This window comes from Halomonas hibernica (assembly GCF_013183775.1).
Lineage (GTDB): Bacteria > Pseudomonadota > Gammaproteobacteria > Pseudomonadales > Halomonadaceae > Vreelandella > Vreelandella citrativorans.
Window position 1 is genome coordinate 179,305 of sequence record NZ_VIFN01000004.1, and the last position, 11,512, is coordinate 190,816.

Consider the following 11,512-nt stretch of genomic DNA (forward strand, 5'->3'; position numbering starts at 1 on the left):
TAGGGCACGTTTAATAATCATAATCCTCAGGAGCCTTCTCATGATTTATGCCAATCCGGGTGATAATGGGTCCGTCGTCTCGTTTGAAAAACGCTATGGTAATTACATCGGTGGTGAGTTTGTTCCGCCCGTTAATGGGCAGTATTTCGATAACATTAGCCCTGTGAATGGTCAGGTCTTCTGCGAAATTCCGCGCTCTACTGCTGACGATATCGATAAAGCCCTGGATGCCGCCCATAAGGCTGCACCTGCTTGGGGGAAAACCTCTGCCGCTGAGCGTAGCAATACCCTGCTAAAAATTGCTGATCGCATTGAACAGAACATTGAAAAGCTGGCCGTGGCAGAAACCTGGGATAACGGCAAGGCCGTGCGTGAAACCCTGAATGCTGATATTCCTTTGGCGGTTGATCACTTCCGTTACTTTGCGGGCTGCATTCGGGCGCAGGAAGGCTCTGCTGCCGATATTGACGCCAACACCGTGTCTTATCATTTTCATGAGCCGCTGGGCGTGGTGGGGCAGATCATCCCCTGGAACTTCCCGATTTTAATGGCTGTTTGGAAGTTGGCCCCCGCGCTTGCCGCCGGTAATTGCGTAGTACTTAAACCCGCCGAACAAACGCCCGCGTCTGTGCTGGTGCTGATGGGGTTGATTGGTGACTTGCTGCCGCCGGGTGTGGTTAACATCGTCAATGGCTTCGGTGCAGAAGCCGGCCAGGCACTGGCCAGTAGCAAACGTATCGCCAAAATCGCCTTTACCGGTTCCACGCCGGTAGGGTCACATATTCTTAAGTGCGCCGCTGAAAACATTATTCCTTCCACCGTGGAGCTGGGCGGTAAATCACCCAATATCTATTTTGCCGATATCATGAACGCCGAGCCGACGTTTATCGATAAAGCGGTAGAGGGCCTGGTGCTGGCCTTCTTTAACCAGGGCGAAGTGTGCACCTGCCCCTCACGTGCACTGATTCAAGAGAGCATGTACGAAGAATTTATGGTCAAGGTGCTTGAGCGCACCAAGACTATTAAGCGCGGCAACCCCTTGGATACCGACGTGCAAGTAGGCGCTCAAGCCTCTCAAGAGCAGTACGACAAGATCATGTCGTACATGGATATCGCCCGTGAGGAAGGCGCTGAATTTCTGACCGGTGGAGATAAAGAAAGCTTCGACCCCAGCTACGACAAGGGTTACTACATCCAGCCGACGCTACTGAAAGGCGACAACAAGATGCGCGTCTTCCAGGAGGAGATCTTTGGCCCGGTGGTGGCGGTCACCACCTTTAAGGATGAAGAAGAAGCGCTGGCGATCGCCAACGACACCGAGTTTGGCTTGGGGGCAGGTGTATGGAGCCGGGATATTAACGTCGCCTTTCGCATGGGGCGGGGCATTCAGGCTGGTCGCGTATGGACCAACTGCTATCACCAATATCCCGCCCATGCGGCATTTGGTGGCTACAAGAAGTCCGGCGTTGGCCGTGAAACCCACAAGGTGGCGCTTGAGCACTATCAGCAAACCAAGAACCTGCTGGTCAGTTACGACATCAATCCGCTCGGTTTTTTCTAATCCGCGCCCGCTCCCCCGCTCGGCATGGTGCCGAGCGGTATTATCTGCCCCTCTGATGCTCTAATTAACAACCCGCTTGCGACGACTCATGGGTTACACCCTCTCTGCCGTTGATTCTCAGCCTTGAGGCGCGAGGTTCGAACGATTAGGCACAAAAATCCCGGCACATAGGCCGGGATTCGTCTTTTGGGTAAATGCGATCACGGTTACAGCTGAGCATTCTCCGGCGGTTCGCCGATGCTGCCAGGCATGGGTTGTACGGTGCCACGTTCCTGGCCTGCCAGGGTTAAAAAGTGCAGGTGGCGCTCGTACTCGCCTACCAGGTCGCCAATCGCTTGGCCACGGGTATAACCGTTCAGGTCTTTATCCAGCCCGCCTTCAGCCAGATAGACATCCAGACGCACATAGAAGTCATCGTCGGCTTCAATAAAGCTCGGTGTGCGCATCCGGTGTGGACACACCTGATAGACAAAGCTGGTGGCATCACCAAAATCCACCTGCAGCGTTAGCCTGGGGAGCGGCTCACCTTCCAACTGCTCTTCACTCACATTGGCGGGCTGGCCACGGCTTTCAAGCTCTTGGGCAAACTGGGTCATGGCTGGGCGAATCGAGTGCTTGATGGTTGCAGCAGCGCCAGCTCGGTTGGACGTGTCCAGGGCGCGATCCAAGCGCTCCTTCCAATCGCCGCCTGGGGCGCTGCCGGTAATGGCGCGGCGTGCATCGGCCTTGTTGCCTTCAAGTTTTAGCGCCTTGTACATCCCCACCATGACCGCAAAAATTACCACCGAGAAGGGGAGCGCGGTAATCACTACTGCGCTTTGCAGAGCGTTAAGCCCACCAGCCATCAGTAGAGCAATGGTGATCAAGCCAATCACGGCCGACCAGAAAATGCGCAGCTTGATGGGCGCATCGTGGTTAACGTCACTTAAGATAGACGTAAAGTTAGCCAGCACCAGCGCGCCGGAGTCAGCGGAGGTAATAAAGAACACAACGCCCAGGATTGTGACAACCGCTGCCGTGATGGCTGCGTAAGGATAGTACTCAAGTAGGGTGTAAATCGTGGTTTGCGGTGTATTAAGCGCCTGCTCGCCGAGTGCTGCCACGCCCTGGTTGGCGACCAGCTCAATACCGCTATTACCCAATACCGACATCCATACCATAATGAAGGCAAGCGGTATAAACAGCGCACCGGCGACAAACTGGCGAATGGTGCGACCACGAGAAATACGTGCCAAGAAAAGACCCACAAACGGTGTCCAGGCGATCCACCAACCCCAGAAGAAAATCGTCCAGCCCATCTTCCACTCCTGGGCGCCATCATCGGTAAAGGCGTGCGTGTCAAAGCTTGCCGCCACAAAGCCCGAAAGATAGTCACCGGCGTTGTTAACTACCTTATCGAGTAGTGTCAGCGTGTCGCCTGAAAACAGTATGAACAGCATCAGGCAGAGTGCCAGCAGCATATTGAACTCGGATAAGCGGCGGATACCCTTTTCGACCCCGGTAACTACGGAAATGGTTGCCAGTATGACCACCAGTACAATCAAAAGAATTTGTACCGTAATCGTTTCCGGTACATCGAACATGTAGGCCAGCCCGTAGTTAAGCTGAATGACCCCAATGCCGAGGCTGGTGGCAATACCAAATACGGTAGAAACCACCGCCGTGATATCCACCGCGTTACCGATAGGCCCATAAATACGCTTGCCCAGAAGCGGGTAGAGCGCGCTGCGAATGGCTAGCGGCAAACGGTGGCGATAGCTGAAGTAGGCCAGCGCCATACCCATCAACACGTACAGCCCCCAGCCGGAGAGCCCCCAGTGCAGATAGGTTTGAACGACGGCGTTACGCATCGCGGCCTGGCTTTCGGGTGTCAGGTCGGGCGGTGCCAGGTAGTGAGAAATCGGTTCAGCCACGCTGAAAAACAGCAAATCAATGCCGATACCTGCAGCGAACAACATCGCCGACCAGGAAAGCAATGAAAACTCAGGCCGCGAATGATCGGGGCCCAAGCGAATGCTGCCAAACCGCGACATACCAATCACCACGACAAAGACCAGATAGGCCACAATCGCCAGCATGTAGTACCAGCCAAAAGTGGCACTTACCCAGGCAAGCGCTGCATTAAAAAATTCACCAGCCTGTTCCGTGAACAGCAGAGTGAGCACAAGAAATATCAATATACCGGCCATACTGCCGTGGAAAACCACAGGATTGAGACGGTCGCGAGAGGGGAGGGCGAAGTTGTCTTTTGCCATGCAGGTGTACTCCTGTGGTCGAGACTAAAGGTGGCTAAAATTTATTTTGAATGAACGTTCAATATAAAATACGCTGTTTAAGCGCTTACTACAAATCAGTTTTATAGGGATAGGGAATGGTCGGTGAGGTTTTGGCAAGGCGCGCATACAAAAACGCCCGGCAAAAGCCGGGCGTCTTGAGAAGACTTAACAGTAAAAAAGCGCTTACTCGCTAGCGGTTTCCGCAGCGTCTTCATGCTGATCGCGCGGGCCGTGTCTACCGTGGCCTCTACCATCCCTGTGGTGCTCGTCACGCATTTCTTTCATGGCGTTCTTTAAAGACTCGCGCTCCTCTTCGGAAAGAATATCCGCAACTTTATCCTGGTGCTCTTTACGCAACGCCTGCATGGCTTGGAAGTGCTCTGCGTTTAGCTCGTTGAGGGCCGTTTGCTGTTCCTCGTTCAAACCGGCGCGGTCGTACACTTCATGGCGGCGCTCTTCCATGCGCTGCGAGAAGGTTTCGCGGTCAGCGCCTGAATGACGACCTTCATGCTGGTCTGCCTGTGCAACCACAGCAAGTGGGGTTAGCGCGATAGCCAGCAGAGCCGGGGCAAACACTTGGCGTAATGACATTTTCATAACGTACCTCTTGGTAAGTTGACAATGTCAGTATCGAGCGGGGGAGTGCAAACCGTATGCACGGAGTGTGCAATAACGGTGATGATGCGGCGGGGGGATATCTGACGTATAGCAGTTATATGGTTAGACTTTAGTTGGCTTTTTGCGTCATGCAAGGTTGGTGAAAGGTTTGTGGGATAGCTTTGTCCTCCGCAGGCAGTAGCCTGTTTGAAGACTTTATAATTCTATAAAAAAGAGAACTCGCTATGCCCAAGAAAATCTGTGCTCCGTTTAGCTTCAATATGAAATCACTACTCGCTGGTGCCACGGTTGTTGCCGCGTCACTCGCGTTAATCATGCCTACCGCTGCGGCAGATGATTATCCTGAGCGCCCGGTCAATATGGTCGTCGGCTTTGGTACCGGCGGTAGTGCTGACCGTTTGGCGCGTATTATGTCAGGCTATATCGCTGAAGAGATTGGCGTGCCAGTGCAAGTGACTAACCGTCCAGGCGCAGGAACTCAGGTCGCATCCAACTACGTGCTGAACATGCCGGACGATGGATACACCACCTATGCCTCAACCTTTGCTCCTTACCTGGCCAACTCGATTCTGACCGGTGGTGCCAACTTTAGTGTTGATGATTTTTCGTATATCAACTTTCAGTGGTTCGACCTGGATCTGATCGCCGCCAATAAAGATAGCGGATACGAAGATCTTCCTTCGTTGCTGGAAGCGATTCGCGAAGAGCGCGGCCAGGTGCGTGGCGCGGTGGTTCAAGGCTCAGCCGGTCACCTGATGATCCGTCTGCTGCTGGAAGAAGCAGGTATTCCTCAAGAAAACCTTAACCTCGTGACGTACAACAGCGGTGGTGAAGCCCGCTCAGCGGTGGCTGGTGGTCAGGTGGATTTCGTTTCTATCAGTGCACAGGGTAGTGAGGGAATTCGTGAGTTCTTGACGCCGCTTGCCATCGTGAGTGACGAGCGCATCGACCAGTGGGATGCCCCCACGATCAACGAAGCGCTGGCACCGATGGACGTAGAAGTTCCGGTACTGCAGGGCTCGATGCGTGGTTTTGCGGTCACTAGCGAAGTTGAGCGTCAGCATCCTGAGCGCTTTGAAGCATTCGCTTCAGCTATCCAGAGCGCGCTGGCCCGTAAGGATGTTCAAGAACACCTTGAGCGTAATGAAATGGGCGGTGTCTGGATTGGACCTGAGCGTGCCAACGAGCTGATGCGCGAAAACTACGCTGTATTTGAAAAATACGCCCACCTGCTTAACTGATCTTCCTGTCATGGCTGGTCAACTTTCATGTGGCCAGCCTGGAGTTGAACCATGTCTGCACAGAAACGTGACTATGGGGACTTTTTAGTTCTCATCGGTCTGGCTTCCTTTACGTTGTGGTATTTGCTGGATGCGATCAGCGTCTCGGCACAACCCCAGAATTTGCTCCTGATACTGCCGCTTTCAGTCATTGTCCTGTCGATTATTGCCATTGAGCTGGTGCTACGCCTAAAGCAAGGGACGCTATTCAGCATCGCTGCCGACGAGGAACCGTTACATCAAACGCTGCCCGTCGTAGTTCTGTTTGGTGCCTATGTGTTATCGCTTGAAACGCTCGGTTTTGATGTGGCGACCGTGCTGTTCATCGCGCTCTTTTTGATCCTCAAAGGTGAGCGTAACTGGTTAGCGGTGGTGGGCTTTAGCGCAGCGTTCGGGTTCGCCGTGGCGTTCTTCTTCTCCCAGATGCTGCCCTATCCCATGACGCTGCTACTGCTACCCAGTTAAGGAGGCAATATGATTGATTTTGGCGCAGTACAGCAGGGTCTTGACCTGCTCTTTTCTAATTTTGGCCCCTGGCTCGTGGTAATACCCGGTATTGTGTTGGGGCTAATCTTTGGCGCAACGCCGGGGCTGCAGATTTCCATGGCCATGGCGATCTTCCTGCCCATGACCATGTACATGGATTTCATTCAGGCCATGCTGTTCTTAACCGCTATTTTTACCGGCGGTTCGTTCGGCGCGGGTATTCCTGCCATTTTAATGAATATCCCGGGCACTTCATCGGCCATTGCCACCGCCTTTGATGGCTACCCGATGTCGCGCAAGGGGCAGCATAACCAGGCGCTGGGCGTGGCGTTGGCCGCCTCCGTGGTGGGCGCGCTGATGGGTTATCTCGTGCTGTTTTTCATGATTCAGCCGCTCTCCTATCTGGTGCTGAGGCTCGGCCCTTCCGAAATGTTTGTGGTCATCCTGTGGGGCATGACGCTGATTGCCAGCCTGAAGGGCGAGCAGGTACTTAAAGGCTTGGTGGCGGGCTTTGTCGGCCTCTTGGTGGGAACCATTGGGTTTAGTGAAATTGGTCTGGCGCGTGGCACCATGGGGCAAACGTATCTGCTTGATGGTATTCCGGTTATTCCTGCCATGATGGGCATGTTTGCGGCCTCAGAGCTTTTCAAGCTTGCCAACAAAGGCTTCATCGTTGAATCCGCCGATTCGCGTAAGGTGAAAATCAGCGAGATATTTGAAGGCTGTAAGATGGCAATGCGCTATCCGGTTGTGATGATTCGTGGTGGTTTGATAGGTGTGTTAGTAGGGGCCGTGCCTGGCGTTGGCTCCTCGGTTTCCAACTTGCTTTCCTATATTGAAACCAAGCGCCGTGATAAAGATCCTGGTTCGTTTGGCAAGGGTAACCCGAAGGGCGTGGTGGCATCAGAAGCTGCTAACAGCAGCTCTGAAGGCGGCTCAATGGCTACTCTGCTGGCGCTTGGCATTCCCGGCGGTGGTGCAACGGCGGTAATGTTGGCTGCGTTTGCCATGCATAACATCACCGGCGGGCCGCAGTTTATTCGTCAGCAAACCGATGTGGTCTACGCGATTATTTTTGCCAACTTCGCCCAGGTATTTCTTCTGGTGGTCGTGGGTCTGCTGTTTATCCCGCTGTTGGCCAACATCGTCAAAGTACCCATGCGCTACCTGATTCCCTCGGTACTGGTACTCGCGGTTATGGGATCATTTGGCTTGACCGGCAATATGACCGGCCCCGTCACTGTGCTGGTATTTGCAGTGATTGGTTGGATCTTTCGCCATTATGGCTACTCGGTGCCTGCCGCCGTTATCGGTATGCTGCTGGGCTCGCTGGCGGAGAAATCACTGCTCCATTCGTATCAAATCAGCGGCGGGGATATCACCTATGTCTTCGAGCGCCCGGTGACCTTGGGGATTCTAGGACTTCTATTGATTTCACTGTTTAGCCAGCCGTTAATGGCGCGCTTTAGTGCCTGGCGTGCGGCCAAACAGGCGTAACATAATGGCAAAAAAAACGCTGAAAACGTTAGTCTTGGGTTGCTTGGGTGGCGTTATTGCCACCCTTTTTTCATTGCCCCTGGCCTGGATGCTGGGCGCACTTTTTATGGTAATGGCGGTATCGCTTGGCGGTGTTAAAACCGGCGTTGATAAGCGCTTGCACCGTGTGGCTATTGCCCTGCTGGGACTCTTTATCGGGAGCCGCATTCAGGCCAGTGAACTGGTCAGTCTGGTGCAGTGGTACCCAAGTGTATTGGCAATGCTGGTCTATATGGGGCTTATGCTGGTGGGCGGGTACTTTATCTTTACCCGCGCCAACGTAGGGCCCATGGATGCGATGTTCTGCGCCTACCCAGGGAGCATGAATTCAGCCCTAGTGCTTGCTGAGCGCGCCAATGGCGATGTGCGCTGGATCGCTATCGCGCACTCGCTGCGTCTGGTCACCGTGGTATCCGGGGCGGCACTATTGGCAAGCTTCTTTGTGGATGATGTCACGCTGCAAAGCTCGCCCGTATCGCTCTCGCTGATGGATGCGCTGCCGCTGTTATTGGTCCCGCTTTGCTGGTGGCTTGCCCGCTTGCTGCGCATTCCCATTCCGGAGTTTTTAGGCCCGATGGCCGCAGGCGCCATCATCGCGAACCTGGGGATGGATTACTCGCTGCCCACCTGGACGGTGTTCACGGCCTTTTTGGTGCTCGGCTCTTCGGTCGGCGCGCGTTTCTCAGGAACCCACTGGTCTCAGGTAGTCAGCGTGGGGCGGTTTGGGATGGTGTATGCACTGTTTGCCCTGATTGTTGCAGCACTCATGGCTTGGCTGGTCGCCAGCATGACCCAGCTTTCCTTTGTGGCGGTGTTGCTGGCGCTGATTCCCGGCGGCGTCGGGGAGATGGCCGTCATCGCCATGGTGATGGATATCGACCCGGTGTATGTAGTGTCGCACCATGTCTTGCGCCTGTTACTGCTGATCTTTATGACCCCGCTGGTCATTCGTATTGCAAAGCAGGCGGCTGCATAGCGGGAAACGCCACTGTCACGGCGAAACCGCCTTGTGGTCGGTTATTAAAAGAGAGGAGAGCGGCGTGGGCGGTGGCGATCTGCTCCACAATAGCCAAGCCTAAACCGCTACCGGGCGCGTGCGGATTGTGGCGGGAAAAGCGCTCGGTCAGCTTGCCAAGTTGCGCCTCTTCCACGCCGACTCCCTGGTCGCTCACCGTCAATATTACCTGTTGCTGCTGCGTTGTTAGGGCGATATCGATTGGACCCTGATAGGCTTCAGCGCCTCCCGCGTGCAGGCTGGCATTCTCAATCAGGTTAATCACCAGCCAGAGCAGCATGATCGGATCGCCCAGCACTTTGGAAATGGTATGAGGCTGATCGAACGACAGCTCCTGGCCTTTCTGATAGATGCTGGTTGCTGTTTGCGCGCAGCCATCCTGGCATATTGCCACCAGATCGACGGCTTCAAGATGGGCCTCATCCATCAGCTCGCTGCGGGTCTTGGCATATTTCAAAAGCTGTTGGACCGTATGGCTGGCATGTTCCGAGATACGCTGTATTTCAATAAGGTTGGCTCGAACGGCCGATTCCTGGGTCGTTTTTAGCGAGATTTCGGTTAGCGCACGTATTTCAGAAATGGGCGTTCGCAACTGATGGGACACATCGGCATTTAATTGCTGTGTACTCTCAATGCTGCGACGGATACGTAGCATCAGCTGGTTAATGCTGAGAATCAGTGGGCGAATCTCTTTTGGAGCGTCGTCTTCAAGCGGCTGAAGGTCATGAGGAGAGCGGCGGCGAAGCGCTTGGCTTACGGTATTAAGCGGGGCTAATCCACGATAGATCGCCAGTAGAGCGATGGTGATAGCAAGAATTCCGGCAACAATCGTCAACCCGGTGAGTGTCACCATAAAGTCATTGGTAAGCGTGTAGCGCGCCTCTTTGGACTCCGCAACGATCACTTCAATATTGATGTTCTCGCGGCCCCGGCTAAAAGGAAACGTCAGGGCGACGGCGCGTAGCTCGTTGCCCGCGTACGTCACGTCGTAAAAAACCGGCTCAGAGAGGTCAGTAGGCGGGTCGCCCAAGCCTTGAAAGCCAGCAATCATATCGCCGTCTACTTCCTGCATCCGATAGAATATTTTGCCTTCACCACGACTACCTAGGGTGCTAATACTAAAATAGTGCATATTAATGCGTAGCGCGCCGTCTACCGTGTAGATGCGTCTTTCCAAGCGCTCGGCGGCATTGAGTAGCATATCGTCGAAGGTTTCGTTAATCTGGCGTGTCAGCAATAGATAGCTTGAAAGAAGCGCCAGAAATGCCAGGGCAGTAAACGGTAAACCAATCCACAGCAGCAGGCGGCTTTTTATCGATTTGATAGCAAGCATATCAAGCGTCGGATTCCTGGTTGGGGGCTTCTTTGGGGGCCAGGTAATAGCCTAAACCGCGGACCGTTTTCAAGCCGAAGTCGTAGCCAATTTTCTTGCGGATGCGTGAAATATAAGTCTCCACCGCTGCATAACTGACCGGCTCGCCCATAGTGGAAAGCCGATCAATAATCTGGTCCTTACTGACGAGTCGATTTTGATTAATCATCAGATATTCCATTACTTCCAGCTCTCGACGGTGCAGCGTTACAGGCTGGCCATCAATTCTTAGCTCCATTGCGTCGGGTAAAAATGCCAGACGGCCACAGCTAAGTGTTTCACCACCAAAATGCTTGGCACGCCGGACCAGTGCCCGGGCTACTACTTCATCAAGTGAGAAGGGCTTGCAAAGGTAGTCATCTGCGCCCTCTTCAAGCCCTAAAATGCGTTGGTCCAGCGTGTCTCTGGCGGAAATAATCAGCACGGGGATAGTGTTCTGCTGATGGCGCAGTTTGCGTAGAAGGCTAATGCCATCCAATTCAGGCAGGCCCAAATCCAATACCATCAGATCGAAACCACCCTGCACGAGCATTGGGAGTGCGTGTGCGCCGTCGTTAGCGACGGTGATGTTGAATCCTGCCTCGCTAAGTGCTGTGGCCATCGAGCGCGCTAAATTGTCGTTATCTTCTACTATAAGCGCCTTCATGTTTAATCCTGCGGGTTAGCCCTCGGGCTGATATTTATACCCTACCCCATACACCGAACGAATGATCTCCTGCTCGGGGAGGGCTTCGGTGATTTTTTTGCGCAGCTTTTTAATATGGCTGTCGACGGTGCGTTCAGAAACAATCCGGTTGTCTCGGTACATATGGTCCATTAGCTGCTCACGGCTAAAGATTCGTCCAGGTGACTGCATCATTACCCGCAGCAGCTGAAATTCAACCGCGGTGAGGCCCAGGTCATGGCCGTTGGCTAGCGCCTGCCAGCCATCGTCATTGAGGGTCACCGGGGTTGAAACCGCTGCCTCAGGGGTGTGGGCCTGTTCGGCAAGTGCTTGGCTGCGGCGTAGTACCGCTTTCACGCGGGCGACTACTTCGCGGGGGCTAAAAGGTTTGCAGATATAGTCATCGGCGCCCAACTCCAACCCTAGCAGTCGGTCTACTTCCTCCACCTTGGCGGTCACCATAATAATTGCGATAGCAGGCCACGCCTGACGTATTTCCCGGCAGAGCGTCAAACCATCCTTGCCGGGCAGCATGACATCCAAAAGCACCAACGTGGTGGGGTGCTGCTGCAACCAGGGGATCACATCGTCGCCATGACCCAGCGTTGCAACATTAAAACCGTGAGAGCTTAAATAATCATCCATGAGGCGGGCAATTTTTGGCTCGTCCTCAACAATCAATAGCGGGGCGTCTTGGAACATGG

At 54.0% G+C, this 11,512-nt stretch carries 10 protein-coding genes; 5 read left to right on the plus strand and 5 right to left on the minus strand.

Annotated features, from left to right (window positions below):
- The first annotated feature begins 40 nt into the window (after window positions 1-40).
- Window positions 41-1,561, plus strand: a complete 1,521-nt coding sequence (exaC, locus tag FKN99_RS08500) for an acetaldehyde dehydrogenase ExaC (RefSeq protein ID WP_172117455.1) — start codon at window positions 41-43, stop codon at window positions 1,559-1,561.
- A 206-nt stretch (window positions 1,562-1,767) separates the two neighbouring features.
- On the opposite strand, the gene betT is transcribed toward exaC, so the two are convergent.
- Complete coding sequence (betT, locus tag FKN99_RS08505; protein ID WP_172117456.1) at window positions 1,768-3,816, minus strand: choline BCCT transporter BetT; 2,049 nt, start codon at window positions 3,814-3,816, stop codon at window positions 1,768-1,770.
- Between the two features lie 204 nt (window positions 3,817-4,020).
- Window positions 4,021-4,434 carry a hypothetical protein gene (locus FKN99_RS08510; RefSeq protein WP_172117457.1) on the minus strand — a complete coding sequence of 138 codons (414 nt, stop codon included), beginning with the start codon at window positions 4,432-4,434 and terminating at the stop codon, window positions 4,021-4,023.
- A gap of 245 nt (window positions 4,435-4,679) precedes the next feature.
- On the opposite strand from FKN99_RS08510, the gene FKN99_RS08515 reads away from it, so the two are divergent.
- From FKN99_RS08515 to FKN99_RS08530, 4 genes are read left to right on the plus strand one after another with little or no spacing between them, the layout of a single operon-like run.
- Window positions 4,680-5,696 (plus strand): Bug family tripartite tricarboxylate transporter substrate binding protein, encoded by a 1,017-nt coding sequence (locus FKN99_RS08515; RefSeq protein WP_172117458.1) that lies wholly within the window; start codon window positions 4,680-4,682, stop codon window positions 5,694-5,696.
- A gap of 51 nt (window positions 5,697-5,747) precedes the next feature.
- Complete coding sequence (locus tag FKN99_RS08520; protein ID WP_172117459.1) at window positions 5,748-6,200, plus strand: tripartite tricarboxylate transporter TctB family protein; 453 nt, start codon at window positions 5,748-5,750, stop codon at window positions 6,198-6,200.
- A gap of 9 nt (window positions 6,201-6,209) precedes the next feature.
- Window positions 6,210-7,718, plus strand: a complete 1,509-nt coding sequence (locus FKN99_RS08525) for a tripartite tricarboxylate transporter permease (protein WP_172117460.1) — start codon at window positions 6,210-6,212, stop codon at window positions 7,716-7,718.
- A gap of 4 nt (window positions 7,719-7,722) precedes the next feature.
- Window positions 7,723-8,733, plus strand: coding sequence for an AbrB family transcriptional regulator (locus tag FKN99_RS08530; protein WP_172117461.1), 1,011 nt, complete (start codon window positions 7,723-7,725; stop codon window positions 8,731-8,733).
- On the opposite strand, the gene FKN99_RS08535 is transcribed toward FKN99_RS08530, so the two are convergent.
- Genes FKN99_RS08535 through FKN99_RS08545 form a run of 3 tightly spaced genes read right to left on the minus strand, consistent with a single transcriptional unit; the run spans window position 8,702 to window position 11,510 of the window.
- On the minus strand, window positions 8,702-10,105 hold the full coding sequence (locus FKN99_RS08535) for a sensor histidine kinase (protein WP_172117462.1): 1,404 nt from the start codon (window positions 10,103-10,105) through the stop codon (window positions 8,702-8,704). The two genes, FKN99_RS08530 and FKN99_RS08535, sit on opposite strands and share 32 nt — an antisense overlap.
- A 1-nt stretch (window position 10,106) precedes the next feature.
- Window positions 10,107-10,790, minus strand: a complete 684-nt coding sequence (locus tag FKN99_RS08540; protein WP_172117463.1) for a response regulator transcription factor — start codon at window positions 10,788-10,790, stop codon at window positions 10,107-10,109.
- Window positions 10,791-10,805: 15 nt separating this feature from the next.
- The gene (locus FKN99_RS08545; protein ID WP_172117464.1) at window positions 10,806-11,510 is read right to left on the minus strand and encodes a response regulator; all 705 of its coding nucleotides are present in this window, start codon (window positions 11,508-11,510) and stop codon (window positions 10,806-10,808) included.
- Window positions 11,511-11,512: the final 2 nt, after the last annotated feature.

Excerpts from the sequence above, each read along its gene's own strand:
- exaC (WP_172117455.1), top strand. The coding sequence starts at position 41 with ATGATTTATGCCAATCCGGGTGATAATGGGTCCGTCGTCTCGTTTGAA.
- betT (WP_172117456.1), bottom strand. The coding sequence starts at position 3,816 with ATGGCAAAAGACAACTTCGCCCTCCCCTCTCGCGACCGTCTCAATCCT.
- FKN99_RS08510 (WP_172117457.1), bottom strand. The coding sequence starts at position 4,434 with ATGAAAATGTCATTACGCCAAGTGTTTGCCCCGGCTCTGCTGGCTATC.
- FKN99_RS08515 (WP_172117458.1), top strand. The coding sequence starts at position 4,680 with ATGCCCAAGAAAATCTGTGCTCCGTTTAGCTTCAATATGAAATCACTA.
- FKN99_RS08520 (WP_172117459.1), top strand. The coding sequence starts at position 5,748 with ATGTCTGCACAGAAACGTGACTATGGGGACTTTTTAGTTCTCATCGGT.
- FKN99_RS08525 (WP_172117460.1), top strand. The coding sequence starts at position 6,210 with ATGATTGATTTTGGCGCAGTACAGCAGGGTCTTGACCTGCTCTTTTCT.
- FKN99_RS08530 (WP_172117461.1), top strand. The coding sequence starts at position 7,723 with ATGGCAAAAAAAACGCTGAAAACGTTAGTCTTGGGTTGCTTGGGTGGC.
- FKN99_RS08535 (WP_172117462.1), bottom strand. The coding sequence starts at position 10,105 with ATGCTTGCTATCAAATCGATAAAAAGCCGCCTGCTGCTGTGGATTGGT.
- FKN99_RS08540 (WP_172117463.1), bottom strand. The coding sequence starts at position 10,790 with ATGAAGGCGCTTATAGTAGAAGATAACGACAATTTAGCGCGCTCGATG.
- FKN99_RS08545 (WP_172117464.1), bottom strand. The coding sequence starts at position 11,510 with ATGTTCCAAGACGCCCCGCTATTGATTGTTGAGGACGAGCCAAAAATT.